This window comes from Pseudomonas sp. R43(2017) (genome assembly GCF_002112345.1).
GTDB classification, from domain to species: Bacteria; Pseudomonadota; Gammaproteobacteria; order Pseudomonadales; family Pseudomonadaceae; genus Aquipseudomonas; species Aquipseudomonas kribbensis.
Window position 1 is genome coordinate 499,966 of record NZ_NEHJ01000005.1, and the last position, 24,926, is coordinate 524,891.

Annotated in this window: 25 protein-coding genes; 13 read left to right on the forward strand and 12 right to left on the reverse strand. The window is 61.3% G+C overall.

Features of this window, described 5'->3' with window-relative positions; all coding sequences use genetic code 11:
• Positions 1-21: 21 nt before the first annotated feature.
• Together CAG02_RS17085 and CAG02_RS17090 are read left to right on the forward strand one after the other, a co-directional pair.
• Positions 22-2,508 (forward strand): circularly permuted type 2 ATP-grasp protein, encoded by a 2,487-nt coding sequence (locus tag CAG02_RS17085; protein WP_085711169.1) that lies wholly within the window; start codon positions 22-24, stop codon positions 2,506-2,508.
• Entirely contained in the window at positions 2,508-3,401 is an 894-nt protein-coding gene (locus tag CAG02_RS17090) for a transglutaminase family protein (RefSeq protein ID WP_085711170.1), read from the forward strand. The genes CAG02_RS17085 and CAG02_RS17090 overlap by 1 nt, the downstream gene beginning before the upstream one ends.
• A gap of 69 nt (positions 3,402-3,470) precedes the next feature.
• Here CAG02_RS17090 and CAG02_RS17095 read toward each other — a convergent pair whose 3' ends face one another.
• Both CAG02_RS17095 and CAG02_RS17100 read right to left on the reverse strand, forming a co-directional pair.
• The gene (locus tag CAG02_RS17095) at positions 3,471-3,650 is read right to left on the reverse strand and encodes a hypothetical protein (protein ID WP_085701299.1); all 180 of its coding nucleotides are present in this window, start codon (positions 3,648-3,650) and stop codon (positions 3,471-3,473) included.
• A gap of 68 nt (positions 3,651-3,718) precedes the next feature.
• Positions 3,719-4,306, reverse strand: coding sequence for a TIGR00730 family Rossman fold protein (locus CAG02_RS17100; RefSeq protein WP_085711171.1), 588 nt, complete (start codon positions 4,304-4,306; stop codon positions 3,719-3,721).
• 339 nt (positions 4,307-4,645) lie between these two features.
• Between CAG02_RS17100 and azu the strand changes: the two genes are divergently transcribed.
• Complete coding sequence (azu, locus tag CAG02_RS17105) at positions 4,646-5,092, forward strand: azurin (protein ID WP_085711172.1); 447 nt, start codon at positions 4,646-4,648, stop codon at positions 5,090-5,092.
• Positions 5,093-5,148: 56 nt separating this feature from the next.
• Here the strand turns inward: azu and nadE are convergent, their stop codons facing one another.
• The 3 genes from nadE to CAG02_RS17120 all read right to left on the reverse strand — a co-directional run bounded on the left by nadE (position 5,149) and on the right by CAG02_RS17120 (position 8,217).
• On the reverse strand, positions 5,149-5,976 hold the full coding sequence (nadE, locus tag CAG02_RS17110; protein WP_085611050.1) for an ammonia-dependent NAD(+) synthetase: 828 nt from the start codon (positions 5,974-5,976) through the stop codon (positions 5,149-5,151).
• 4 nt (positions 5,977-5,980) lie between these two features.
• Positions 5,981-7,204, reverse strand: coding sequence for a nicotinate phosphoribosyltransferase (gene pncB, locus CAG02_RS17115; RefSeq protein WP_085685119.1), 1,224 nt, complete (start codon positions 7,202-7,204; stop codon positions 5,981-5,983).
• A gap of 107 nt (positions 7,205-7,311) precedes the next feature.
• A complete protein-coding gene (locus CAG02_RS17120; RefSeq protein WP_085711173.1) occupies positions 7,312-8,217 on the reverse strand; it encodes a LysR family transcriptional regulator in 906 nt (301 codons plus the stop codon).
• Here CAG02_RS17120 and CAG02_RS29830 point away from each other — a divergent pair.
• The 10 genes from CAG02_RS29830 (at position 8,216) to CAG02_RS17170 (ending at position 19,373) form a co-directional block, all read left to right on the forward strand.
• Positions 8,216-8,368: a hypothetical protein gene (locus CAG02_RS29830; RefSeq protein ID WP_170931610.1), complete on the forward strand. Its 153-nt coding sequence runs from the start codon at positions 8,216-8,218 to the stop codon at positions 8,366-8,368. The two genes, CAG02_RS17120 and CAG02_RS29830, sit on opposite strands and share 2 nt — an antisense overlap.
• 10 nt (positions 8,369-8,378) lie before the next feature.
• Positions 8,379-9,869: an aldehyde dehydrogenase family protein gene (locus tag CAG02_RS17125; protein WP_085711174.1), complete on the forward strand. Its 1,491-nt coding sequence runs from the start codon at positions 8,379-8,381 to the stop codon at positions 9,867-9,869.
• Positions 9,870-10,027: 158 nt separating this feature from the next.
• Positions 10,028-11,311, forward strand: coding sequence for an FAD-binding oxidoreductase (locus CAG02_RS17130; protein WP_085711175.1), 1,284 nt, complete (start codon positions 10,028-10,030; stop codon positions 11,309-11,311).
• Between the two features lie 364 nt (positions 11,312-11,675).
• Entirely contained in the window at positions 11,676-12,809 is a 1,134-nt protein-coding gene (locus CAG02_RS17135; RefSeq protein WP_085711176.1) for an ABC transporter substrate-binding protein, read from the forward strand.
• Between the two features lie 145 nt (positions 12,810-12,954).
• Positions 12,955-13,869 (forward strand): branched-chain amino acid ABC transporter permease, encoded by a 915-nt coding sequence (locus tag CAG02_RS17140; protein ID WP_007950661.1) that lies wholly within the window; start codon positions 12,955-12,957, stop codon positions 13,867-13,869.
• A 3-nt stretch (positions 13,870-13,872) separates the two neighbouring features.
• Positions 13,873-15,174, forward strand: coding sequence for a high-affinity branched-chain amino acid ABC transporter permease LivM (gene livM, locus CAG02_RS17145; protein ID WP_085711177.1), 1,302 nt, complete (start codon positions 13,873-13,875; stop codon positions 15,172-15,174).
• A complete protein-coding gene (locus tag CAG02_RS17150) occupies positions 15,171-16,043 on the forward strand; it encodes an ATP-binding cassette domain-containing protein (protein ID WP_085711178.1) in 873 nt (290 codons plus the stop codon). The genes livM and CAG02_RS17150 overlap by 4 nt, the downstream gene beginning before the upstream one ends.
• The gene (locus CAG02_RS17155; RefSeq protein ID WP_007950655.1) at positions 16,040-16,756 is read left to right on the forward strand and encodes an ABC transporter ATP-binding protein; all 717 of its coding nucleotides are present in this window, start codon (positions 16,040-16,042) and stop codon (positions 16,754-16,756) included. Before CAG02_RS17150 ends, CAG02_RS17155 begins: the two co-directional genes overlap by 4 nt.
• Before the next feature lie 757 nt (positions 16,757-17,513).
• Complete coding sequence (locus CAG02_RS17165) at positions 17,514-18,278, forward strand: SDR family oxidoreductase (protein WP_007950653.1); 765 nt, start codon at positions 17,514-17,516, stop codon at positions 18,276-18,278.
• A 189-nt stretch (positions 18,279-18,467) separates the two neighbouring features.
• On the forward strand, positions 18,468-19,373 hold the full coding sequence (locus CAG02_RS17170) for a cation diffusion facilitator family transporter (RefSeq protein ID WP_085711179.1): 906 nt from the start codon (positions 18,468-18,470) through the stop codon (positions 19,371-19,373).
• A 39-nt stretch (positions 19,374-19,412) separates the two neighbouring features.
• On the opposite strand, the gene CAG02_RS17175 is transcribed toward CAG02_RS17170, so the two are convergent.
• The 7 genes from CAG02_RS17175 to CAG02_RS17205 form a co-directional block, all read right to left on the reverse strand.
• A complete protein-coding gene (locus CAG02_RS17175; protein ID WP_085711180.1) occupies positions 19,413-20,546 on the reverse strand; it encodes an AGE family epimerase/isomerase in 1,134 nt (377 codons plus the stop codon).
• 213 nt (positions 20,547-20,759) lie between these two features.
• Positions 20,760-21,332, reverse strand: a complete 573-nt coding sequence (locus tag CAG02_RS17180; RefSeq protein ID WP_064379124.1) for a HupE/UreJ family protein — start codon at positions 21,330-21,332, stop codon at positions 20,760-20,762.
• 27 nt (positions 21,333-21,359) lie between these two features.
• Positions 21,360-21,974 (reverse strand): urease accessory protein UreG, encoded by a 615-nt coding sequence (gene ureG / locus CAG02_RS17185; RefSeq protein ID WP_007950645.1) that lies wholly within the window; start codon positions 21,972-21,974, stop codon positions 21,360-21,362.
• Between the two features lie 23 nt (positions 21,975-21,997).
• Positions 21,998-22,672 carry an urease accessory protein UreF gene (locus tag CAG02_RS17190; protein ID WP_085711181.1) on the reverse strand — a complete coding sequence of 225 codons (675 nt, stop codon included), beginning with the start codon at positions 22,670-22,672 and terminating at the stop codon, positions 21,998-22,000.
• Positions 22,669-23,169: an urease accessory protein UreE gene (gene ureE / locus CAG02_RS17195; RefSeq protein ID WP_085711182.1), complete on the reverse strand. Its 501-nt coding sequence runs from the start codon at positions 23,167-23,169 to the stop codon at positions 22,669-22,671. The genes CAG02_RS17190 and ureE overlap by 4 nt, the downstream gene beginning before the upstream one ends.
• Before the next feature lie 202 nt (positions 23,170-23,371).
• The gene (locus tag CAG02_RS17200; RefSeq protein ID WP_007950628.1) at positions 23,372-24,004 is read right to left on the reverse strand and encodes a TetR family transcriptional regulator; all 633 of its coding nucleotides are present in this window, start codon (positions 24,002-24,004) and stop codon (positions 23,372-23,374) included.
• A gap of 174 nt (positions 24,005-24,178) precedes the next feature.
• The gene (locus CAG02_RS17205; RefSeq protein ID WP_085711183.1) at positions 24,179-24,685 is read right to left on the reverse strand and encodes a hypothetical protein; all 507 of its coding nucleotides are present in this window, start codon (positions 24,683-24,685) and stop codon (positions 24,179-24,181) included.
• Positions 24,686-24,926: the final 241 nt, after the last annotated feature.

Here is a 24,926-nt window from a genome sequence, read left to right on the forward strand (position 1 = left end):
TTGCCGGCTGCCGAGCTTTCCATGCCTGACCTGCTTGACCGCTACCCGCTCACGGCGGGCACTTACCACGAACTGCTCGACGCCGGCGGAGCGGTGCGTCCGCACTGGCAGCGACTGTTCGACCAATTGCAGCGCAGCACCCCGGCGCAACTGGTGCAGCGTCAGGCGCTGCTGACCCGGCAGATTCAGGAAAACGGTGTCACCTACAACGTCTATGCCGACCCCAAGGGCGCGGATCGTCCGTGGGAGCTGGATCTGCTGCCCCATGTGATCGCTGACGATGAGTGGCAACAACTGTCGGCCGGAATCGCCCAGCGGGCGCGCCTGCTCAATGCGGTGCTGGCAGACCTGTATGGCCCGCAGCAGTTGATCCGCGAAGGGCTGCTGCCGGCGGAGCTGGTGTTCGGTCACAACAACTTTCTCTGGCCCTGTCAGGGCATTGCGCCCCCGGACGGGGCCTTTCTGCATCTGTATGCCGTGGATCTGGCGCGCACGCCGGACGGCCGCTGGTGGGTGACGGCGGATCGTACCCAGGCACCGTCGGGCGCCGGTTATGCGTTGGAAAACCGCACCATCGTGTCCCGGGCCTTCCCCGAGCTGTACCGGGACTTGAAAGTGCAGCATCTGGCCGGATTCTTCCGCACCTTGCAGGAAACCCTGGCCCGTCAGGCCCCCTGCGATGATGACGCGCCGCTGGTGGTATTGCTGACCCCGGGACGTTTCAACGAAAGCTATTTCGAACATCTCTATCTCGCTCGCCAGCTCGGCTATCCGCTGGTTGAGGGCGGCGACCTGACGGTACGTGATGCCACGGTCTACCTGAAAACCCTAAGTGGCCTGCGCCGGGTCCACGCGATCATGCGTCGGCTCGACGATGATTTCTGCGATCCGCTGGAACTGCGTACGGATTCGGCACTGGGTGTTCCGGGATTGCTGGAAGCGGTGCGTCAGGGCCGGGTGCTGGTGGCCAATGCGCTGGGCAGCGGCGTGCTGGAGTCGCCGGGGCTGTTGGGCTTTTTGCCGAAGATCAATCAGTACCTGTTCGGTGAAGAGCTGATCTTGCCTTCCATCGCTACCTGGTGGTGCGGTGAGGCGCCGGTGCTGGCCCAGGCGCTGGAGAAATTGCCGGAGCTGCTGATCAAACCGGCCTTTCCGTCGCAGAGTTTCGCTCCGGTTTTCGGGCGTGATCTGAGTGAAAAGCAGCGCCAGAGCCTCGCCGAGCGCATGCAGGCCCGGCCTTATGCCTATGTCGCGCAAGAACTTGCGCAACTGTCTCACGCACCGATCTGGCAACCCGAGGACGGTCAGTTGCAACCTCGTGCCATCGGCATGCGCATGTATGCGGTGGCCAGTCATGACGGTTATCGGGTCTTGCCCGGCGGCCTGACCCGCGTGGCGGCCGAGGCCGATGCCGAAGTGGTATCGATGCAGCGCGGTGGCGCGAGCAAGGACACCTGGGTGCTGGGCGACCGGCCGCCAAGCGGCGAGCAATGGAAGACCCAGCGCAATATCGGCGTGCACGATCTGGTACGCCGCGATCCGTACCTGCCGTCGCGGGTGGTGGAAAACCTGTTCTGGTTCGGCCGTTACTGCGAGCGCTGCGACGACAGCGCGCGGCTGTTGCGGATCATGCTGGCGCGCTACGTCGACGGTGATGATCCGCAGGCCCTGCAGGCGGCCGTGGCGCTCGGCGAGCGACTGATGCTGCTGCCGGACGAAGGCGAACTGCCGGAACGCTTGCTCGCGGCCTTGCTTGGCGAGGACTGGTCGTTCAGCCTGCGCTCCAACCTGCAACGCTTGCAGTGGGCGGCGTCGCAGGTGCGCGGCAAGCTCTCGCGGGAAAACTGGCAGGCGCTGGTGGAGTTGCAGCGCGAGGCGACGGAGCTGGACACCGACGAACCGGACTTTGGTGAGCTGCTGGACTTTCTCAACCGGCTGGTGATGTCGCTGGCGGCGCTGTCCGGGTTTGCCCTCGACGACATGACCCGCGACGAAGGCTGGCGCTTCCTGATGATCGGCCGGCGGATCGAACGCCTGCAGTTTCTCAGCAGCAGTCTCGCCGGTTTCCTGCGTGGCGCCGGGGCGTTCGATCAGGCAGGGCTGGAATGGTTGCTGGAGCTGGGCAACAGCAGCATCACCTATCGCTCGCGTTATCTGGCGGTGGCGCAGTTGATCCCGGTACTCGACCTGTTGCTGCTGGACGAGCAGAACCCCCATGCGGTGCTGTTCCAGTTGAAGCTGGTGACGCGCACCCTCAAGCGTCTGAACGATGATTTCGGTGTGCCACGGGAAGCCGGGTTGCCAGAGCTGGTCGAGCGTCTGGCGCGCTTCGATCTGGGGTGTCTGGAAAATCCATTGTTCGGCGAATCCAGCGTGCGTGCCGCGCTCAAAGGGTTGGCGGATCTGCTGCAAGACATCGCCGACGCCAGCGGCCAGGTCTCCGATCGTCTGGCTCTGCGCCATTTCGCCCATGTCGATGATGTCAGCCAGCGCACGGTGTCCGTCTGATGAATGCCCATTACCAGATCCTTCACGACACCTGCTATCACTACGACAGCCCTGTCTCCCTGGCACAGCAGCTGGCACACCTGTGGCCTCGCGATTGCGCCTGGCAGCGCTGCACCGAGCAGCAATTGTTGATCAGCCCGGATCCGACCACGCGTCGTGACGAGCAGGACGTGTTCGGCAATCCGCTGACGCGCCTGGCGTTCGAACGGCCTCATGATGAATTGCAGGTCAACGCACGTCTGACGGTCGAGGTGCTGGCGCGGCCGGCGCTGGATTTCAATCTGTCCCCGGCCTGGGAGCTGACGCGAAATGCGCTGACTTACAGCAGCCAGCCATTGTCCGCCGAATTGCTGGAGGCCTGCCGTTACCGGTTTCAGTCACCCTATGTTCACTTGAAGCGCAGTTTCGTCGAGTTCTCCGAAAGCTGTTTTCCACCCGGACGACCGCTGCTGCTGGGCGTGCAGGCGTTGATGGAAAAGATCTTCGACGAATTCACCTTCGATGCCGAGGCGACGCAGGTCGCGACGCCGCTGGTCGAGGTGCTGGAGCGGCGGCGCGGGGTCTGTCAGGACTTCGCCCACCTGATGCTGGCCTGCGTGCGTTCCCGAGGGCTGGCGGCGCGCTACATCAGCGGCTATTTGCTGACACGGCCGCCACCGGGGCAACCACGATTGATCGGCGCCGATGCGTCCCATGCCTGGGTTTCGGTGTTTTGTCCGGTGCTTGGCTGGGTGGATTTCGATCCGACCAACAATGTGCAACCGGCACTGGAGCACATCACCCTGGCCTGGGGCCGGGATTTCTCCGATGTGTCGCCGTTGCGCGGGGTGATTCTGGGAGGGGGGAGCCATGATCCGGAGGTGCGGGTCACGGTGATGCCACTGAATGAGTGACGAAGCACACGGCAGGGGCGGGCGAGCCCGTTCCTGCCGGTTTTGCGTTCAGTGGTCCTGCGGTATTGCTCAGGCCTCGGGTGCCTGGTCTTTCGGTGCCTCAACATCATCATCGGTCGCCACTTCACCGTCAGGGTTCAGTGCCGCTTCTTCAGCCATCTGTTTCTTGCGCTGAAGCTTTTCCTCTTTCTTCTGTTCCTTGGCCAGGTCACGTTGACGCTTGGCGAAGGAGTAATTGGGTTTGGCCATGGACGATCCTCTGGGGTCGAAGGTGAGGTTGAGCGGCGCGTATTCTGCCCTGTATCGGTGCCCGGGGGTTAACCGGGTTTCTGGTCGACCCACTTTGGCGTGACGGTCGGCTGCCATTGGTCGAGGGCATCGAGCAGCGATTGTGGCGATTCACTCACTTGCAGCATGTCACGGTGCGGTGCGCGAACGAAGCCTTCGCCGACGATGTGATCGAGAAATGCCGTGAGTTTGCTGTAGAAACCGTTCACTTCCAGCAAGCCCAGCGGCTTGCCGTGGTAACCGAGCTGGCCCCACGTCCAGACTTCGAACAGTTCTTCCAGGGTGCCGAGGCCGCCGGGCAGGGCGATGAACGCATCGCTGAGTTCGGCCATGCGTGCCTTGCGCGCGTGCATGCCGTCGACCACTTCCAGGCGCGTCAGGCTCTTGTGACCGATTTCCTTGTCCATCAGGCTCTGCGGAATGATGCCGATCACTTCGCCGCCGGCGGCCAGCGCGGCGTCCGCGACAATCCCCATCAAACCCACGGCGCCACCGCCGTAAACCAGCTTCAGCTTGCGCTCGGCAATGGCGGTGCCGAGGGCGATGGCGGCTTCAGTGTATGCCGGGGTGGTGCCGGCGTTGGCACCGCAAAATACACAAACGGATGTGAGAGACATGCCTTCCTCCTGGGTCAATCCGTCACAGGGTAATGGCTGGCACGCCTCGATCCAAGGGCTAGACTTCGCGTTTCGGGGTTTCACAGGTGCCGCTGGCGCCACAGGCGTAGGCGGCGAGCAGACTGCACAACAGGCTGTTGAGGGACATGACTGATGCTCCAGTTGAGTTGAGCCCTGAAGATACGTCCCGGCCAAACGTCTGGCTGTTAGATTGTTTCGATGAGTGTCATAGCCTGAAAGTTGTATACAATTTTTGACTCAAGTCATAGGAACTTGCGAAGATTTCAGGCAGTCTTTCCACCATTCGTGTTTTTGTTAACCCTGCCTTGGAGATTCACCATGTTTTCCAAAGTTGTTGCGGTATCCCTGCTGGCGCTGGCCAGCAGCCAATTGATGGCTGCCGAGTGCAAAACCACCGTCGACTCCACCGACCAGATGTCCTTCAACACCAAGGAGATCGTGATCGACAAGAGCTGCAAAACCTTCACCGTCGAACTGACCCACTCCGGCAGCCTGCCGAAGAACGTCATGGGCCACAACCTGGTGGTCAGCAAGACCGCTGACATGCAGCCGATCGCCACCGACGGTCTGGCCGCCGGCATCGACAAGAACTACCTGAAGGACGGTGACGAGCGCGTTATCGCCCACACCAAGATCATCGGCGCCGGCGAAAAAGACACCCTGACCATCGATGTATCGAAACTGGCAGCCGGCACCGATTACGGCTTCTTCTGCTCGTTCCCTGGCCACATCTCGATGATGAAAGGCACAGTGGTTGTGAAGTAAGAAAACCGCAGTCCAAAAAAAAGCGTCCCGAGGGACGCTTTTTTTATGCCCTGGATTCAAGGCGCAAACGGCATGACCCGCTTGTGATGGGTCTTTTTGTAGGTGTTGACGATGATGTCGAACGCTTCCTGACGCACTGGCTCGCCGTGCAGGAAAGCGTCGATCTCGGCGTAGGTCACGCCGTGGGACGCTTCGTCCGGCTTGCCCGGCGACAGGTCTTCCAGATCCGCCGTCGGCACTTTTTCCACCAGCGATTCCGGTGCGCCGAAGCTGCGGGCGATGGCCCGGACCTGGTTCTTCACCAGACCGCTCAGTGGTGCCAGATCGCAGGCGCCGTCACCGAACTTGGTGAAGAAACCCATCACCGCTTCGGCCGCGTGGTCGGTGCCGATCACCAGGCCATGGGCCGCGCCGGCGATGGTGTACTGGGCGACCATGCGCATCCGCGCCTTGGTGTTGCCGAGCACGAAGTCCACCGACACCGCGTGCTTGCCTTCGAAGGCTGCGACTTCGCTGGCCAGGGATTTCACTGCCGGGCCGATGTTGACGGTGTGACGCTCGTCCGGGGCGATGAAGTCCACCGAGGCCTGGGCGTCGTGTTCATCGAACTGCACGTCGTACGGCAGGCGCACGGCGATGAACTTGTAGGCCTCGTCTCCGGTGCGCTCGCGCAGTTCACGCATGGCGCGCTGGGCCAGCAGGCCTGCGGTCAGCGAGTCGACACCGCCGCTGATACCCAGCACCAGGGTCTTGAGCCCGGAATTGGTCAGGCAATCCTGGATGAAGGTGATGCGTCGGGCGACTTCCGCTTCGAGGGCCTGGTAATCGGCGAACGGCGGCTGAACGTTGAGCTGTTCAGCAATCTCACGCTGTACGGCTTGCATGAATTCACTCCTTGCTAGAAAGGCTGGAAACGGCAGGAACCTGGAAAACGTGTCGCAAATAGGCGACGAAATTCGGGTCTTTGCAGTGGGTCTTGCCCGGCTCGTCGGAGATCTTCGCTACCGGTTGGCCGTTGCAGGCGGTCATTTTAAGCACGATGCTCATCGGTTCGACACCCGGAATGTCACAGGTGAGGTTGGTGCCGATGCCGAAGCTGACATTGATCCGCCCCCGCAGCGCCCGGAAGATCTCCAGCGACTTGGGCAGCGTCAGGCTGTCGGAGAACACCAGGGTCTTGCTCATCGGGTCGATGCCGAGCTTGTGATAGTGAGCGATGCATTTTTCGCCCCACTGCACCGGATCCCCGGAGTCGTGACGCAGGCCGTCGAACAGCTTGGCGAAGAACAGATCGAAATCACCGAGGAACGCGTCGGTGGTGATGCAGTCGGTCAGGGCGATCCCCAGCAAGCCGCGGTACTCGCGGACCCAGCAATCGAGGGCGGCGATCTGGCTGTCGATCAGCCGCGGGCCGAGTTGCTGGTGCGCCATTATCCACTCGTGGGCCATGGTGCCCAGGGGTTTCATGTCCAGTTCGCGGGACAGGTGCACGTTGCTGGTGCCGACGAAACGCCCGGGGAAATCGTGCTTGAGCACGTTCACCACTTCTTCCTGCACACGGTAGGAAAACCGCCGGCGCGTGCCGAAATCGGCGACCTGCAACTGCGACAACTCTTCGGCCGAGGCGTTGGCGGTCAGCCAGTCAAACTTGCGGTACAGCTGCTCGCGGGCCTGTTCCAGCACGGTTTCGCGGTAGCGATAGCGGTTGCGCACTTCGCTGACGATCGCCAGCAGCGGCACTTCGAACAGAATCACATGCAGCCACGGCCCGCGCAGGCGGATGAACAGCTCGCCGTTCTCGATGCCAGTGTGCAGATAACGCAGGTTGAAGCGGAACAGACCGAGGAACCGCAAAAAATCCGGCTTGAGGAACGAGATGCGCTCGAGAAAACTCAACTGATCGGCGCTCAGGCTCAACTCGGCCAGACGCTCGACCTGGAAGCGGATCTCCGCCAGATACGGGCGCAGATCTTCACTGTTACGGCAACGAAACTCCCATTCGACTTCGACGTTGGGGTAGTTGTGCAGCACCGCCTGCATCATCGTCAGTTTGTAGAAGTCGGTGTCGAGCAGGTTCTGCACGATGCGATCGGCAAACACACTCTCGCTCATAACGGGGTCTCCAGGCGGGCCGCGCGTTGGCGCGGTATCAATCAATGGCGCTAGTGGCGCATATCCGGGGTGTGGATTGCCAGCGATTTTTATCCCGGCGCCGGCCCTCAGACCGCGTCAGGACTGTCGATCTGCTCCAGCATCCACTTCACGAAATCCCGCACCTTGGGCACTTCCGCCGCGTGTTCCGGGTAGGCCAGGTAATACGCGTCAGTACTGGGCATTGCATGCTGCCAGGGAATGACCAGTTTGCCGTCGGCCAATTCCTCTTCCACCAAAAACCTCGGCAACAGGGCGACACCACAGCCGACCTGCGCCGCGCGGATACACATATAAAAGGTTTCGAAACGCGGGCCGTGGTAGCTGTGCTCGGTCTGGTAGCCCTGGCTGTCGAACCAGTCGTGCCACGCTTGCGGGCGCGAAGCATTCTGCAGCAGCACCAGATCGGTGAGTTGCGTTGGATCAGTCAACGGCGCGTCCGGCAGGCTGCCGGGGGCGCACACGGGCACCAGCTCTTCGCCGAACAACTTCAGGCACTCGGTGCCGGGGCGTGAGCCCTGGCCGAAATAGAACGCCAGGTCGCTGCGCCCTTGCAGCAAGTCATCGGCTTCCTGTTCGTTGCACAGATCCAGATGAATCGACGGATGGCGCAGGCGCCAGCCCTTGAGGCGCGGCACCAGCCAGCGGGCGCCGAAAGTGGAGGGCGTGGAAACGCGCAGGACTTCGGTTTCGCCGCCGTAGGAACGCAGGTAATGGGTCGACATCTCGACCTGGGTCAGGATTTTTCTGACTTCCACCAGATACAGATCGCCGGCCGGGGTCATCTGCAAACGGCGGCGGACCCGGCGGAACAACAAGTGCTGCAGCAATTCTTCGAGCTGCGCCACCTGCTTGCTGACGGCGCTCTGGGTCAGGTTCAGTTCCTCGGCGGCCCGGGTGAAACTCAGGTGCCGGGTCACGGCCTCGAAGCACTGCAGCGCGGTGATCGACGGCAAGTGGCGTTTGTTCAACATGGGCGATCCTTTTCTTGTCTTTCTGCGCAGCATGAATAAACGGAATGATATCTCGCGTAAAGGTCGTTTGTTGCATGGCCTTCCTGAAGCTACAACTAAAGGCCTGCCCGGTCGTGAAAACGCGACCGCACACATTCAGTTTTTTGCTTGAGGAGTGACCCATGGTTGCCGCATTGCTTGATCGTCTTGGTGTGAACCCGGCCCTGTACCAGAACGGCAAAGTGCCGGTGCATTCGCCCATCGACGGCAGCCGCATCGGCACCGTGAACTGGGAAGGCCCGGCCGAAGTCGAGCAGCACATCAGTCGCGCAGATCATGCGTTCGAACAATGGCGCAAGGTACCGGCCCCCCGTCGCGGCGAGCTGGTGCGTCAGTTCGGCGAAGTCCTGCGGGAATACAAGGCCGACCTCGGCGAGCTGGTTTCGTGGGAAGCCGGCAAGATCACCCAGGAAGGCCTTGGTGAAGTGCAGGAGATGATCGACATTTGCGACTTCGCCGTCGGCCTGTCCCGTCAGCTGTACGGCCTGACCATCGCTTCCGAGCGTCCGGGCCACCACATGCGTGAAACCTGGCACCCGCTGGGCGTGGTCGGCGTGATCAGTGCGTTCAACTTCCCGGTCGCGGTGTGGGCGTGGAACACCACGCTGGCGCTGGTCTGCGGCAACCCGGTGGTGTGGAAACCGTCGGAAAAGACTCCGCTGACCGCACTGGCCTGCCAGGCGCTGTTCGAGCGCGTATTGAAGAATTTCAGCGATGCCCCGGCGCATCTGAGCCAAGTGATTATCGGCGGCCGCGATGCCGGCGAAGCACTGGTGGATGACCCGCGTGTCGCACTGATCAGCGCCACCGGCAGCACCCGCATGGGTCGCGAAGTGGCGCCGAAAGTCGCCGCACGCTTCGCCCGCAGCATTCTCGAACTGGGCGGCAACAACGCCATGATCCTCGGCCCGAGCGCCGATCTGGACATGGCCGTGCGCGCCATCCTGTTCAGCGCCGTCGGCACTGCCGGTCAGCGTTGCACCACGTTGCGTCGCCTGATTGCCCATGAATCGGTGAAAGAAGAAATCGTCACCCGCCTGAAAGCCGCTTACTCCAAAGTCCGCATCGGTCACCCGCTGGAAGGCAACCTGATCGGCCCGCTGATCGACAAGCACAGCTTTGAAAATATGCAGGATGCGCTGGAGCAAGCGCTGAGCGAGGGCGGCCGGGTGTTCGGCGGCAAGCGTCAACTGGAAGATCAATTCCCCAACGCCTACTACGTGTCGCCGGCCATCGTTGAAATGCCGGAGCAGAGCGACGTGGTGTGCAGCGAAACCTTCGCACCAATCCTGTACGTGGTTGGCTACAGCGACTTCGATGAGGCGCTGCGCCTGAACAACGCCGTGCCGCAAGGCCTGTCGTCGTGCATTTTCACCACCGATGTGCGCGAGGCCGAGAAATTCATGTCGGCAGTCGGCAGCGACTGCGGCATCGCCAACGTCAACATCGGCCCGAGCGGCGCGGAAATCGGCGGCGCGTTTGGCGGCGAAAAAGAAACCGGTGGCGGTCGCGAGTCGGGCTCTGATGCGTGGCGCGCGTACATGCGGCGCCAGACCAACACCGTGAACTACTCGCTGGAGTTGCCGCTGGCGCAGGGCATTACGTTCGACTGATCCCTTCGGTCAAGTGGAGATCCCCTTGTGGGAGCGGGCTTGCCCGCGAAAGCGTAAGGTCAGTTGATATAGATGTTGGCTGAAACACCGCTTTCGCGAGCAAGCCCGCTCCCACAGGATCAGCAGTGTGTTTGTTAGGTTTCTGTTGGAGTCTGGCAATGCCGTTACGCGAAGAATGTCTGTGGGAAAAACTCACGCCACAACGACCGGATAACACGGCGATCAGGGGCGAAGTCAAAGTCGATGTCTGCGTGATCGGCGCCGGGTTTACCGGTTTGTCGGCGGCGCTGCATCTGTTGGAGAAAGGCAAAAGCGTCTGCGTGCTTGAAGCCCATCGCGCCGGGCAGGGTGGCTCCGGGCGCAATGTCGGGCTGGTCAATGCCGGGATGTGGATCCCGCCGGACGAGATCGAGGCCGGGTTCGGCGAGGCGGTCGGCAGTCAGCTCAACCGCATGCTCGGTGCGGCGCCGGCGTTGGTGTTCAGCCTTGTGGATAAATACAACATCGATTGCCAGTTGCGCCGCGAAGGCACCTTGCACATGGCGCACAACGCCAAGGGCGAGGCGGATCTGCGCAGTCGTGAAGAACAGTGGAAACGCCGCGGTGCGCCGGTCGAACTGCTGACCGGCAAAGCCTGTGAACAGGCGACCGGCACGCAAAAGATTGCCGCCGCGTTGCTCGACCGGCGTGCCGGCACGCTCAATCCGATGGCGTATGTCACCGGGCTGGCGAAAGCCGTGGCGGGGCTCGGCGGGCAGATGTTCGATCATTCCCCGGTCACCCGACTTGAACGTCAGGGCCAGCAATGGTCGGTGCAAACCGGTCAGGGTTCGGTGCTCGCCGAGCAAGTGGTCATTGCCTCCAACGCCTACACCGAAGGCGACTGGACCGAACTCAAACGCAATTTCTTCCCCGGTTACTACTATCAGGTCGCTTCGGTGCCGCTCACCGAAGATGCCGCCCATGAAATCCTGCCGGGCGGGCAGGGCTCGTGGGATACCCGCCAGGTGCTGAGCAGCATCCGCCGCGACAAGGACGGGCGACTGTTGCTGGGCAGCCTCGGTAATGGCAATCAGAAACCGACCTGGTTCCTCAAGGCCTGGGCCGACCGGGTGCAGCAACATTATTTCCCCAACCTCAAGCCCGTCGAATGGGAATGCACCTGGACCGGGCGCATCGCTTTCACTCCCGATCACTTGATGCGCCTGTTCGAGCCAGCCCCCGGACTGGTGGCCGTCACCGGTTACAACGGCCGTGGCGTGACCACCGGCACCGTGGTCGGCAAGGCCTTCGCCGACTACCTGTGTAACGGAAATCCTCAGGCCTTGCCGATTCCCTTTGCACCGATGCAGCCCCTGGCGGGCGTGGGCTTGCGCAGTTGCCTGTACGAGGCCGGGTTCTCGCTGTATCACGCGGGCCAGTGCCTGCGCATCGTCATTTGAATGTTGAAAATTGTTGCGTAACGCGGCGCTTTTGCGCGTAGCGACTAGCCTGTAATGGTGCGGGTTGTAGCAGTCCCGCACCAGCAGTGTGCAGTTCGGTGACGCGGGCTGTTACAGGCTGGTTGCACGTCGTTTGGCGCCGCGGTTGCAATGATGGCGCGTGCGGGTTGCGCCTGAAAAAACAAATGGTTTCACCTTCCGCGGTTTAGACGGTTGCACGCCCAATGAAAATGGGAACGAAACAGTCGAAATAACAAGAAAGCAGCGACTTTTTGAAGAATAAAAAACCGATGGCACGGCCCTTGCTCTGAGCATTCCAGTGAAGTCGCAGTGCCAACTAAAAAAAACCTTGGAGCACCACCTCATGTCCCAGACGTTTTACAAGAAAGGCTTTCTGGCCCTCGCAGTGGCTACTGCGCTGGGTGTTTCTGCGTTTGCACAAGCTGATGTGAAAATCGGTGTGGCGGGCCCCATGACGGGCGCCAACGCGGCATTTGGCGAGCAATACATGAAGGGGGCACAAGCGGCGGCCGATGCGGTCAACGCGGCGGGCGGCGTCAACGGGGAGAAAATCGTCCTGGTCAAAGGCGATGACGCCTGCGAACCGAAACAGGCGGTGACGGTCGCCAAGGACCTCACCAACCAGAAAGTCGCCGGTGTGGTCGGCCACTTCTGCTCGTCCTCCACCATTCCTGCTTCCGAGATCTACGATGAAGCGGGCATCATCGCGATCACCCCGGGTTCCACCAACCCGCAGGTGACCGAGCGCGGCCTGAGCGCCATGTTCCGTATGTGCGGTCGTGACGACCAGCAGGGCATTGTCGCCGGCGACTACATCGTCGACGTGCTCAAGGGCAAGAAAGTGGCCGTGCTGCACGACAAGGACACCTACGGTCAGGGCCTGGCCGATGCGACCAAGGCACAGCTGGAAAAACGCGGCGTGAAGCCGGTGCTGTACGAAGGCCTGACCCGTGGCGAGAAAGACTTCAGCGCCGTGGTCACCAAGATCCGCGCGGCCGGTGCCGACGTAGTCTACTTCGGCGGCCTGCACCCGGAAGCCGGTCCACTGGTCAAGCAACTGCGTACCGAAGGCCTGAAAGACGTGAAGTTCATGTCTGACGACGGCATCGTGACCGACGAACTGGTCACCACCGCCGGCGGCCCGCAATACGTTGACGGCGTGCTGATGACCTTCGGCGCCGACCCGCGCCTGCTGCCGGAAAGCAAGACTGTCGTGGATGCCTTCCGCAAGGCCGGCACCGAGCCTGAAGGCTACACCCTGTACGCCTACGCCTCGATCCAGGCCCTGGCCGCCGGCTTCAACGGCGCCAAGTCCAACAAGGGCGAAGACGCTGCCAAGTGGCTGAAAGCCAACCCTGTGAAAACCGTGATGGGCGAGAAGACCTGGGACGCCAAGGGCGACCTGAAAGTCTCCGATTACGTGGTCTACCAGTGGGACGCGACCGGCAAATATCACCAGCTGGAAAAACAGAAGTAAGGGCTGACGCGATCGGCTGACCTCCGCAGAACTTCTGTGGGGGCAGTCCGGTCGTGGCTGACACTGCTCCGACGTAAATCTGTATTTTTCCTAGAAGAACCGCGCGCCCCCGGGTGTGCAGGTTCTCACTGCGTGAGATTGCGTTATGGATGGTATTTTCCTGCAGCAACTGGTCAACGGCCTGACCCTCGGGTCGGTCTATGGCCTGATCGCCATCGGCTACACAATGGTCTACGGCATCATCGGCATGATCAACTTCGCCCACGGCGAGGTTTACATGATTTCCGCTTACCTCGCGGCAATCAGTCTGGCTCTGCTGGCTTACTTCGGTATCGAATCCTTCCCGCTGCTGATGCTCGGCACGCTGGTCTTCACCATCGTCGTCACGGGGGTGTATGGCTGGGTCATCGAACGCATCGCCTACAAACCACTGCGCAACTCCACCCGACTGGCTCCGCTGATCAGCGCCATCGGTATCTCCCTGATCCTGCAAAACTATGCCCAGATCAGCCAGGGCGCCCGTCAACAGGGTGTTCCGACGCTGCTCACCGGTGCCTGGCGCATCGATGTCGGCTCGGGCTTCGTCCAGCTGACCTACACCAAGATCTTCATTCTCGTCGCGGCGTTCGTCGGGATGGGCCTGCTGACCTACGTGATCAAGTACACCAAGCTCGGCCGCATGTGCCGCGCCACCCAGCAAGACCGCAAGATGGCTTCGATCCTGGGGATCAACACCGACCGCGTGATTTCCTATGTGTTCATCATCGGTGCAGCGATGGCGGCCCTGGCCGGCGTGCTGATCACCATGAACTACGGCACGTTCGACTTCTACGCAGGCTTCGTCATCGGCATCAAGGCGTTCACCGCTGCGGTGCTCGGCGGGATCGGCTCGCTGCCTGGCGCCATGTTGGGCGGGATCATCCTCGGGATCTCCGAGTCGCTGTTCTCCGGCCTGGTCAACTCCGACTACAAAGACGTGTTCAGCTTCTCGCTGCTCGTACTTGTTCTGGTCTTCCGGCCTCAGGGCCTGCTGGGCCGTCCTCTTGTGTCGAAGGTGTAAGCGATGTCTTCAACCACTACAAAATCCATTGATGTCAAAAAAAGCCTGGTTGAGGCGATTCTCGCCGGTCTGATCGCCCTGATCGTGTTCGGGCCGATCGTCGGCGTGGTACTCGACGGCTACAGCTTCAACCTCGAAGCGACCCGCGTGGCGTGGATCATCGCCATCGTCATGGCTGGCCGGTTTGCCTTGAGTCTGTTCCTGCAAACCCCCAAGGGCCTGAAAATCCTCGAAGGATTCGAGAGCACCGGTTCCGGCGTGCATGTGCTGCCCGCCGATCACAAGTCCAGGCTGCGCTGGATCATCCCGCTGCTGATCGTGCTGGCCGTGATCGTGCCATTCGTTTCCAACTCTTACCTGCTGGGCGTGGTCATCCTCGGATTGATCTACGTGCTGCTGGGGCTGGGGCTGAACATCGTGGTCGGTCTGGCCGGCCTGCTCGACCTTGGTTACGTGGCGTTCTACGCCATCGGCGCCTACGGTCTGGCGCTCGGTTATCAGTACCTCGGCCTGGGCTTCTGGACCGTGTTGCCGCTGGCGGCGATCACCGCTGGCCTTGCCGGTTGCATCCTCGGTTTCCCGGTGCTGCGCCTGCACGGTGACTACCTGGCGATCGTGACGCTGGGCTTCGGTGAAATCATCCGTCTGATCCTCAACAACTGGCTGTCCCTGACCGGCGGCCCGAACGGCATGCCGGCACCTCTGCCGACCTTCTTCGGTCTGGAGTTCGGCAAGCGGGCGAAGGATGGCGGGGTGCCGTTCCACGAGTTCTTCGGCATCGCCTACAACCCGGACGTGAAGTATTACTTCATCTATGCGGTGCTGTTCCTGGTGGTGCTGGCCGTGCTGTACATCAAGCACCGTCTGGTGAAGATGCCGGTCGGCCGCGCCTGGGAAGCCCTGCGCGAAGACGAAATCGCCTGCCGCTCGATGGGCCTCAACCACGTGCTGGTCAAGCTCTCGGCGTTTACCATCGGTGCGTCCACCGCGGGTCTGGCGGGCGTGTTCTTCGCCACTTATCAAGGCTTCGTCAACCCGACCTCGTTCACCTTCTTTGAATCGGCATTGATCCTCGCCATCGTCGTGCTCGGCGGCATGGGCTCGACCATCGGTGTGGTGATCGCAGCGTTCGTGCTGACCGTCGCCCCGGAACTGCTGCGCGGCTTCGCCGAATACCGCGTGCTGCTGTTCGGGATCCTGATGGTGTTGATGATGATCTGGCGACCTCGCGGACTGATCCGCATCAGCCGTACCGGGGTCACTCCACGCAAAGGTGCCATTCACTATGAGAGGACTGCGCCATGAGTGAAGTCGTACTCTCTGTTGAAAAGCTGATGATGCACTTCGGCGGCATCAAGGCCTTGAGCGACGTCAGCCTGAAGGTCAAACGCAACTCGATCTTCGCCCTGATCGGCCCCAACGGCGCCGGCAAGACCACGGTGTTCAACTGCCTGACCGGGTTCTACAAGGCCTCCGGCGGCAAGATCGAACTCAACGTGCGCGGCCAGCAGACCAACGTCATCCAGCTGCTGGGCGAGTCGTTCAAACCGACCGACTTCGTCTCGCCGAAAAACTTCGCCAGTCGCCTGTATTACAAGATGTTCGGCGGCACCCACCTGGTGAACCGCGCAGGCCTGGCCCGGACGTTCCAGAACATTCGTCTGTTCAAGGAAATGTCGGTGCTGGAAAACCTGCTGGTGGCCCAGCACATGTGGGTCAACCGCAACATGCTGGCCGGCATCCTCAACACCAAGGGCTATCGCAAGGCCGAAAGCGATGCACTGGACTGCGCGTTCTACTGGCTGGAAGTGGTGGATCTGGTGGACTGCGCCAACCGTCTGGCCGGTGAACTGTCCTACGGTCAGCAACGCCGTCTGGAAATCGCCCGCGCCATGTGCACGCGGCCGCAGATCATCTGCCTCGACGAACCGGCCGCCGGCCTCAACCCTCAGGAAACCGAAGCGCTGAGCGCGATGATCCGGCTGCTGCGCGACGAGCATGATCTGACCGTGGTGCTGATCGAACACGACATGGGCATGGTAATGAGCATTTCCGATCACATCGTGGTGCTGGACCACGGCATCGTCATCGCCGAGGGCGGTCCGGACGATATCCGCCACGATCCGAAGGTGATTGCGGCTTACCTGGGCGCCGACGAAGAGGAAGTCGTATGACGCAACCCATCCTCGAACTCAAGGATCTGGACGTGTTCTACGGCCCGATCCAGGCCCTCAAAGGCGTCTCGCTGCAGATCAACGAAGGGGAAACCGTCAGCCTGATCGGCTCCAACGGTGCCGGCAAGTCGACACTGCTGATGTCGATCTTCGGCCAGCCACGGGCGGCGGGCGGGCAGATCCTCTATCAAGGCGTGGACATTACCCACAAGTCATCGCACTACATCGCCTCCAACGGCATTGCGCAGTCGCCGGAAGGGCGGCGGGTGTTCCCCGACATGACCGTCGAGGAAAACCTGCTGATGGGCACCATTCCGATTGGCGACAAGTACGCCAAGGAAGACATGCAGCGCATGTTCGAGCTGTTCCCGCGCCTTGAAGAGCGCCGTACCCAGCGCGCAATGACCATGTCCGGCGGCGAGCAGCAAATGCTCGCTATCGCCCGGGCCCTGATGAGCCGGCCCAAGCTGTTGCTGCTCGATGAGCCGAGCCTGGGGCTGGCGCCGATCGTGGTGAAACAGATCTTCGCCACCCTGCGGGAACTGGCGAAAACCGGCATGACCATTTTCCTTGTCGAGCAGAACGCCAACCATGCGTTGAAGCTGTCCGACCGGGCCTACGTGATGGTCAACGGCGAGATCCGCCTGACGGGCACCGGCAAGGAATTGCTGGTGAACGAGGAGGTGCGTAACGCCTATCTGGGCGGGCACTGAATTTTCGGGTTTTCCACAGCGATAAAGAGCCCCGAGACGCCAGTCCCGGGGCTTTTTTGTATCCAGAATCGATCACGATCCACGCCATTCCCGAAATTGTGGAAAACAAAATCCCCAACCTGCCAAAGCGCGACATATAGACGCTGCAAATCGCTGTTTTTCCACAGTTTTGACTTGTCCCCGTTTGCTGTGGAGCCGGCTGTGAATAACATGGGAGTAGCTGGCTGATAGCCTTTAAATCCGTGGCTTGCAGGCGTGTGATTGTTTTTTGATCAGGGCTTTTCCCGGTTGCTGAAGACCCGTTTGTCAACCTTTTTATGGCCACGGCAAAACAGGCGAATGCATGTGGGCAAGCCTGTGGATAAGTCTGTGATTAAACTCTGGAAAGACTGCGCTGAGGGCCGTGATTACTGGCCCTGCGCAATCACGGTAGTGACCGGCCGGTCGTGCAGAATGCCTTGCCCGGCACAATCGGCGGATCAGGGTCAAGCGAAAAACTTTGCTTTTGCCGCGCAAAGCCTTGTGTGGCGCGGCTTTGCGCTTTTCCACTTGCCCCCGGAAACTGTGGAAGGGCTTGTGGATAACGTGCGTGCATGTGGCTACAGGCCACGCCACTCAAGGCGTTGCGAGCATTGATCAAATAATGAGCAGAAATGCACGCCAGCCGGTGGTTGCTCGTGAATGCCGGGCCGGGCATGCTGCCTGCTGATTTTCTATTCCAATGGCTGCCCCGGGTGGCCGAAGCAAGGAGAACACGATGTCCAACACCCTGTTTATCACCGGCGCGACGTCCGGTTTTGGTGAAGCCTGCGCCCGTCGTTTTGCCGAGGCTGGCTGGAAACTGGTGCTGACCGGTCGTCGTGAAGAACGCCTCAACGCGCTGTGCGCCGAACTGTCGAAGCAGACCGAAGTGCATGGCCTGGTGCTGGACGTGCGTGATCGCAAGGCAATGGAGGAGGCGATTGCCAATCTGCCGCCATCCTTCGCCAAACTGCGTGGACTTATCAACAACGCAGGTCTCGCGCTGGGCGTAGATCCTGCACCGAAGTGCGACCTCGACGATTGGGACACCATGGTCGACACCAACGTCAAAGGCCTGATGTACAGCACTCGCCTGTTGCTGCCACGTCTGATCGCCCACGGTCGCGGTGCCGGGATCGTCAACCTCGGTTCCATCGCCGGTAACTACCCGTACCCGGGCAGCCACGTTTACGGCGCGACCAAGGCGTTCGTCAAACAGTTCTCGCTGAACTTGCGTTGCGACTTGCAGGGCACTGGCGTGCGGGTCAGCAACATCGAGCCTGGCCTGTGCGAGAGCGAGTTCTCGCTGGTGCGTTTCGCCGGTGATCAGGCGCGCTACGACGCGACCTACGCCGGTGCCGAGCCGATCCAGCCGCAGGACATCGCCGAGACGATCTTCTGGGTGCTGAATGCGCCGGCGCACATCAACATCAACAGCCTGGAACTGATGCCTGTCAGCCAGACCTGGGCGGGTTTTGCCATCGAGCGCAACAAGGCTTAACACCGCGTAACGGTTATTCGCGAGCAAGCTCGCTCCCACATTAGACCGCGATCAACTGTGGGAGCGAGCTTGCTCCGGGCGGCGATCCGACGATTGGGCCGGAACAGGCAAAATCCCCGCATGGAGTAGACTCCTCACTTAACAACCCAACCGCACCCTGCGGTTTTCAAGGTTTTTCGAGGAGTCAAAGTGAGTAACCGAGGTGAGCAGTCGCTGCTCAAACAATCGACCCTTCTGATGTTCGCCGTGTCGATCGCCGGGATCGCCACCGGTTTTGTTTCGGGTTCCCAGTCCATCCTGTTCGATGGCTTTTTTTCGCTGATTGCAACCTTCATCAAAGTGCTGATGCTGATCACCGCGAAGCTGATCGCCAAGCAAAGCAACCAGCGCTTCCAGTTCGGCTTTTGGCACCTGGAGCCGATGGTGCTGCTGATTGAGGGCAGCTTCCTGCTGCTGATTGCGATCTACGCGTTTCTCAACGGCGTGTTCGGCATCATCAATGGCGGTCGTGAAATCGAGCTGGGCCTGGTGATCATCTACGCGGCGGTGTTTACCGTTGTCGAGTTCGCCTACTTCTTCTACGTGCGCCACCGCAATCGCAAGCTCAAGTCGAGCCTGATCCAGTTCGACAACATCAGCTGGCTGGTGGACGCGATGCTCTCCGTGGGCCTGTTGATCAGTTTCCTCGCGGCATTGCTGCTCAAGTCCCAGGGCTATGGCGAATGGGCGAAGTTTGTCGACCCGCTGATCCTCATCGTGCTGGCCCTGACCATGCTGCCGCCGGCGTTCAAGATCCTCGGCCCGGCGCTGCGGGACGTGCTCGGCATTGCGCCGGACACGCTGGATGAGCAGGTGCGCGAGGTGATGGAGGCGGCGAAGGTCGAGCATGGTTTCGACGATTACGTGTCCTACGTGCAGAAGCACGGGCGGGCGCGGTTCATCGAGATTCATGTGGTGTTGCCGGCGGATTACCGTTTGCAGAGCGTCGGCCAGCTGGATGGGCTGCGTGAGGAGATTTCCGCGAAGCTGGGCAAACCGGACGCAGCGCGCTGGCTGACCATCAGCTTCACCGGCGACAGGAAGTGGATTGCCTGATGTTGTGTGGCGAGGGAGTTTGCTCCCTCACCACTGCGGTCAGCTCAGATAGTCGGCGAGGCCGCGATAGCAGGTCGCCAAGTGATACGGCGTGGTCGACGGCATGTCCTTGCGGCTGACCTCGCCCTGTTCGTCGCGGCATTCATGCCAGCCACCGGCATGCAGGAAGCGCTGCTGCAACGCCTGCAACTGGCGCAGCACGGCGGCTTCGCTGCCCGGACGCAAGGTCAGGGCGCGCAGGTACTCGGCCTGGGCCCAGATGCGCTGGGTCGAATCTTTCGGGCGACCGTCCATCTTCAGATCGAGCATGGCCCGCACGGCACCGGACGATTGCACCACGCCGTACTGCTCGGTGAAGGCAAAGGCCCGGTCCAGCGCGGCATGCAGTTTCGAACTGCGCAGCAGGGGCGAAGACTCCAGCAGGAAATACCACTCGAACTGATGGCCCGGCTCATACCAGTTATCCACAGCCCCCAGCGGTTTCTCCATCAGCACACCGGCCTGAGGATCGACGAAGTGCTTGTGCATGGCTGTGCATAACTCGCTCAGCGCTTGCTTGACCGGCGCATCTTCACGCACGGCCAACGTGGCCAGAAAGGCTTCGGCCAAGTGCATCAGCGGATTTTGCAGCGGGCCGGTTTCCAGGGTGATCCAGTCGCGGTCGAGGCAGGCTTCGTAGAGGCCGTCACCGGTGGCGAAGCGCCGGCCGATGACTTCCAGCGCAGCGTTCAGAGTCGATTCCACCAACGGTTCGCGGGACTTGTCCCAATAGTGGGCGCAGGCGAACAGGATGAAGGCGTGGGTGTAGAGATCCTTGCGCTGATCCAGCGGTTTGCCCTGGGGATCGATGCTGTAGAACCAGCCGCCATGCTCGGCATCGTGGAAGTGCCGTTGCAGGGAGCGAAACAGCGCAGCCGCGCGGACTTCAGCGTTATCCACAACCCCGATCAGGCTGGAAAACAGATACAGCTGCCGTGCGCAGGCCATGGCCCGATAGCGCTGCGGTGGCAGCGGCTGATGCGCGGCGTCGAGCGCCTCGTAAGGCAACGCCATGTCGGCGTTCCAGCCCGGTCCTTGCCAGAGGGGCACGATCACGTCCAGAAAGTGCTGTTGCACTTCACCGAACAGGGTGGTCAATTCAGGCAGGGAGGCGGAGCGGGAAGCGTGGGGCATGGGCGGACGTCGTCACGGCAGGGGCGATTGCGCGACATGGTAGCAGAGAGACCGGCCTTAGAGACGCGGTGTCTGTCAGTCCGCTTTCGTCGGATCGCCGCCCGGACCAAGCCCGCTCCCACAATGGTCACGCCGAACACAATACTTGTGAACAACACAGAACAACTGTGGGAGCGGGCTTGCTCGCGAAGAGGCCAGTTCAAGCGATAGAAATCAGCCGGCCAGCAACCATGCCCCAGTTACCGCCGAAGCCGCTCCGGCCAGTCGCACCAGCGGCGCGGCAGCCTGAGGCAGAAAACGCACGACCGCATAACCCGCCGCGTGCAACGCAGCTGTCGCGACCACGAAACCGGCGGCATACGCCCACGGGCTCGACATGTCCGGCAGCTCCAGGCCATGGGCCACGCCATGGAACAGTGCAAACAGCGCCGTCGCCGCCACCGCCATCACCAGTGGTGGACGCACCGCCAGCGCCACCGCCAGGCCCAGCGCCAGTACCGAAGCGGCAATCCCGCTTTCCAGCGCCGGCAGCTCCAGCCCTTCAAAACCGAGCAGGCCGCCGATCAGCATGGTGCCGACAAACGTGCACGGCAGCGCCCAACGTGCCGCGCCTTGCTGCTGCGCCGCCCACAAACCGACGGCCACCATCGCCAGCAAATGGTCGAGGCCGCCGATCGGGTGACTGATACCAGCCACCAGACCAGAGTCGCCGTGGCCGGGGTGGGCGAAGGCCAGTGCCGGTGTCAGCAGGAGTGCGACGGCGCCGAGAATGCGTTTGAGTGTCATGGAGAAGCTTCCTTGTTGATCTGTGAATCAGGCTGCAGTCAGCAGGCCCTGGCGTTCGATGAAGGCGATGATGTCTTCCAGGCCCTGACCGGTTTTCTGGTTGCTGAATACGAACGGCTTGCCGTTGCGCATGCGTTGGGTGTCGCTGTTCATCATCTCCAGCGAGGCGCCGACCAGCGGTGCGAGGTCGATCTTGTTGATCACCAGCAGGTCGGATTTGCAGATACCGGGCCCGCCCTTGCGCGGCAACTTGTCGCCGGCCGAAACGTCGATCACATAGATAGTCAGGTCGGACAGTTCCGGGCTGAAGGTCGCGGAAAGGTTGTCGCCACCGGACTCCACCAGAATCAGGTCCAGCCCCGGAAAGCGCCGGTTCAGTTGATCCACCGCTTCGAGGTTGATCGACGCGTCTTCGCGGATTGCCGTGTGCGGGCAGCCGCCGGTTTCCACGCCGATGATGCGTTCCGGTGCCAGGGCTTCGTTGCGCACCAGGAAGTCGGCGTCTTCGCGGGTGTAGATGTCGTTGGTGACCACGGCCAGGTTGTAGCGCTCGCGCAGCGCCAGGCACAGGGCCAGGGTCAACGCGGTTTTGCCGGAACCGACCGGGCCGCCGATGCCGACGCGCAGGGGTTGTGTGTTCATGTGATTCTCCAGACTGAAAGGCCCTAGGAACGGAACAGGCGGCTGTACTGGCGCTCATGGGCCATGCACGCCAGGGACAGACCGAACGCGGCGCTGCCGAGGTGTTCGGGATTGATTCGGGTGGCGTCCTGCTGGGCCTGTTGCAACAGCGGCAGCAGTTCGCTGGTCAGGCGCTGGGCGGCTTGCTGGCCCAGCGGCAGGGTTTTCATCAAGACCGCGAGCTGGTTTTCCAGCCAGCTCCACAGCCAGGCGGCGAGGGCGTCCTGCGGGCTGATTTGCCAGGCGCGGGCCGCCAGTGCCCAGCACAGGGCCAGGTGCGGTTCGGTGCAGTGGTCGAGAAAGTCCCGCGCGGCCTGATCGAGTTCGGGCAAGCCGTTGAGCAATTGCTGCAACGAGTAGCCCATCTGCCGGCTCTCCAGATGCAGCTCGCGGGTTTCGCGGCTGGCGCGGTGGCTTTCGCAGAGCTTGCGCAAATCATCCCAGTGTTCGTCCGCCGCCGCCTGGCAATGGGCGAGCAGCAGCGGCGCTTCGAATCGTGCGAGATTGAGCAGCAATTGATCGCTGATCCAGCGCCGGGCGCTGTCCGGGTTATTCACTCGACCGTTATCCACAGCCATCTCCAGACCCTGGGAATAGCTGTAGCCGCCAATCGGCAGTTGCGGACTGGCCAGGCGCAGCAGCGCCCAGGCCGGGTTCACAAACGGACGCCGAACTGATGCAGTTTCGGCGCGTAGTTGAAATCTTCTTCACCGTGCCGCGAATGGTGATGGCCGCCACCGTAGGCGCCGTGTTCCGGCTGGAACGGGGCTTCGATGGATTCGACCTGCGCACCGAGTTGCTCAAGCATGGCTTTGAGTACGTAATCGTCGAGCAGGCGCAACCAGCCGTCACCGACTTGCAGCGCCACATGGCGATTGCCCAGGTGATAGGCCGCGCGGGTCAGTTCGAAGGCATTGGCGCAGGTGACGTGCAGCAGTTGTTCGGGGCGGGCGCAGACCCGGACGATCCGGCCATCTTCAGCCTGCAGGCATTCGCCGTCATGCAGCGGCGGCTGGCCGCGCTCCAGAAACAGTCCGACGTCTTCGCCGTCGGCACTGAAACAGCGCAGACGGCTTTTGCTCCTGGCTTCGAAAGTCAGGTGCAACTCGGCGGCCCAGACGGGTTGGGGGTCGATTCTGCGATGAATCACCAGCATCGGAAAGCTTCCTGCTAAGAACAATGCTCAGGCTAGAGCAAGGGGCTTGCCAATCGGACGAGACGTAGGAAAACCCTGTCGGAGACTAGCGGATGTTTCAAGATGTTGCAGGATTGTGAGGTGTTTTGGTGCATGAAGTTTTTTACATGCACCAATTTGCGGCGCAAAAAAATCGCAGCTTTGGCTGCGATTTTTTGCTGACTCACTCGGTACTGCCGAGCCCTTGCCAGTGCTTCAACCCGATGAAGATGAAGCGCAACTGCTGGGTGATCTTCGCCTGGGGCGTCAGATGTTCGGGCAGGGCTTCGGCTGGCGGGTCGATGATGTCCGGCAGGGTGGCGAACACCGATTTGACGATCAGGTCGGCCATCACGCTCAGTCCCTCGCGATTGAGGTGCTGGAGTTTGGGCATCAAGGCCAGGTCCGCTGCCAGGTCGGAACTGATGTCCTCCCGCAAACGGCCAATCGCCTGACGCACCGGCAGCGATCCACCGTACTGCTCGCGGGCCAGGAACAGAAACTGCGAACGGTTGGCACTGACCACGTCGAGGAAGATCCGCACCGAGGCATCGATGATCCCGCCCATGACGAATTCGTTGTGGCGCACCAGGCGGATGGTTTCGCGGAAGGTCTGGCCGACTTCGCTGACCAGTACCAGACCGAGTTCGTCCATGTCGGCGAAATGCCGGTAGAAACCGGTGGGCACGATGCCGGCGGTTTTCGTCACTTCACGCAGGCTCAGGCTGCCGAATCCTCGGCCGCTTTCCATCAAGTGGCGGGCAGCGTCCATCAGGGCGTTGCGGGTCTGTTGTTTCTGTTCGGCGCGGGGCAGCATCGCAAGGGTGTGTTCTTAGGCAAGACAAGCGCCGCACTCTAGCAAATCGGCTTTGTCGGCGTCGAACGGCAGCGGGGGAGAGGGAGCAGGGAAATCTCGACTTCTTTATGCCGGGCTCTGAAAAGTCAAAAGCCCAATCCGGGGATTGGGCTTTTTTTCCAGGCCGCCACGGGCTTAGCTCAAAGCGCTGTTGCGTTCGATCACGCGGTCACCACCACCTTCGGCCAGGGTTTGACCTTGTGGGGTTTTATCGTAGCCATCGGAGGCCAGGGTCTGACCTTGTGGGGTCTTGTCGTAGCCATCGGAGGCCAGGGTCTGACCTTGTGGGGTCTTGTCGTAGCCATCGGAAGCCAGGGTCTGACCTTGTGGAGTCTTGTCGTAACCGTCCTGGACCAGACCTTTCTCTTCCAGACGATCACGGCCACCTTCGGCTAAGGTTTGACCTTGAGGGGTTTTGTCATAGCCATCTTGAACCAGACCTTTTTCTTCCAGGCGGTTACGACCGTTTTCAGCCAGGGTCTGGCCTTGTGGAGTGCGGTCCGAACCGTCAGCGGCAACAGTCTGGCTGAACACCGAGTGGCTCGATTTCACTTGCGGGGTAGCCTGGTCGGCAGCTGGCAGAGCGAAAGCGGTGCTGGCCAGCATCGAGAGGGTAAGACTGAACAGAAGTTGGCGTTTCATGATGGGTTGCTCCTTGGGAGGGCGATAAAGTGGGTACGAAGCCAATGCTACTCTCGATAAGTCGATATAAAAGTTCATAAACACAATGGTAATAATCAACAGAATTGATTGTTCGCTTGGGAGGCTCTAACTCGGGCGTTTCAGGCGGGCGGTTTTGCACTGCGGTGGGTATTTTCCACCCACTTGCGCCCCGCAAAAGTGCGGGGCCGGTAACGCCGATTCGACCGATCGGTCAGAATGG

Bases quoted from the DNA above. Each gene is read 5' to 3' on its own strand.
- CAG02_RS17085 (WP_085711169.1), top strand. From the start codon at position 22: ATGCCTGACCTGCTTGACCGCTACCCGCTCACGGCGGGCACTTACCAC.
- CAG02_RS17090 (WP_085711170.1), top strand. From the start codon at position 2,508: ATGAATGCCCATTACCAGATCCTTCACGACACCTGCTATCACTACGAC.
- CAG02_RS17095 (WP_085701299.1), bottom strand. From the start codon at position 3,650: ATGGCCAAACCCAATTACTCCTTCGCCAAGCGTCAACGTGACCTGGCC.
- CAG02_RS17100 (WP_085711171.1), bottom strand. From the start codon at position 4,306: ATGTCTCTCACATCCGTTTGTGTATTTTGCGGTGCCAACGCCGGCACC.
- azu (WP_085711172.1), top strand. From the start codon at position 4,646: ATGTTTTCCAAAGTTGTTGCGGTATCCCTGCTGGCGCTGGCCAGCAGC.
- nadE (WP_085611050.1), bottom strand. From the start codon at position 5,976: ATGCAAGCCGTACAGCGTGAGATTGCTGAACAGCTCAACGTTCAGCCG.
- pncB (WP_085685119.1), bottom strand. From the start codon at position 7,204: ATGAGCGAGAGTGTGTTTGCCGATCGCATCGTGCAGAACCTGCTCGAC.
- CAG02_RS29830 (WP_170931610.1), top strand. From the start codon at position 8,216: ATGGGCGATCCTTTTCTTGTCTTTCTGCGCAGCATGAATAAACGGAAT.
- CAG02_RS17120 (WP_085711173.1), bottom strand. From the start codon at position 8,217: ATGTTGAACAAACGCCACTTGCCGTCGATCACCGCGCTGCAGTGCTTC.
- CAG02_RS17125 (WP_085711174.1), top strand. From the start codon at position 8,379: ATGGTTGCCGCATTGCTTGATCGTCTTGGTGTGAACCCGGCCCTGTAC.
- CAG02_RS17130 (WP_085711175.1), top strand. From the start codon at position 10,028: ATGCCGTTACGCGAAGAATGTCTGTGGGAAAAACTCACGCCACAACGA.
- CAG02_RS17135 (WP_085711176.1), top strand. From the start codon at position 11,676: ATGTCCCAGACGTTTTACAAGAAAGGCTTTCTGGCCCTCGCAGTGGCT.
- CAG02_RS17140 (WP_007950661.1), top strand. From the start codon at position 12,955: ATGGATGGTATTTTCCTGCAGCAACTGGTCAACGGCCTGACCCTCGGG.
- livM (WP_085711177.1), top strand. From the start codon at position 13,873: ATGTCTTCAACCACTACAAAATCCATTGATGTCAAAAAAAGCCTGGTT.
- CAG02_RS17150 (WP_085711178.1), top strand. From the start codon at position 15,171: ATGAGTGAAGTCGTACTCTCTGTTGAAAAGCTGATGATGCACTTCGGC.
- CAG02_RS17155 (WP_007950655.1), top strand. From the start codon at position 16,040: ATGACGCAACCCATCCTCGAACTCAAGGATCTGGACGTGTTCTACGGC.
- CAG02_RS17165 (WP_007950653.1), top strand. From the start codon at position 17,514: ATGTCCAACACCCTGTTTATCACCGGCGCGACGTCCGGTTTTGGTGAA.
- CAG02_RS17175 (WP_085711180.1), bottom strand. From the start codon at position 20,546: ATGCCCCACGCTTCCCGCTCCGCCTCCCTGCCTGAATTGACCACCCTG.
- CAG02_RS17180 (WP_064379124.1), bottom strand. From the start codon at position 21,332: ATGACACTCAAACGCATTCTCGGCGCCGTCGCACTCCTGCTGACACCG.
- ureG (WP_007950645.1), bottom strand. From the start codon at position 21,974: ATGAACACACAACCCCTGCGCGTCGGCATCGGCGGCCCGGTCGGTTCC.
- ureE (WP_085711182.1), bottom strand. From the start codon at position 23,169: ATGCTGGTGATTCATCGCAGAATCGACCCCCAACCCGTCTGGGCCGCC.
- CAG02_RS17200 (WP_007950628.1), bottom strand. From the start codon at position 24,004: ATGCTGCCCCGCGCCGAACAGAAACAACAGACCCGCAACGCCCTGATG.
- CAG02_RS17205 (WP_085711183.1), bottom strand. From the start codon at position 24,685: ATGAAACGCCAACTTCTGTTCAGTCTTACCCTCTCGATGCTGGCCAGC.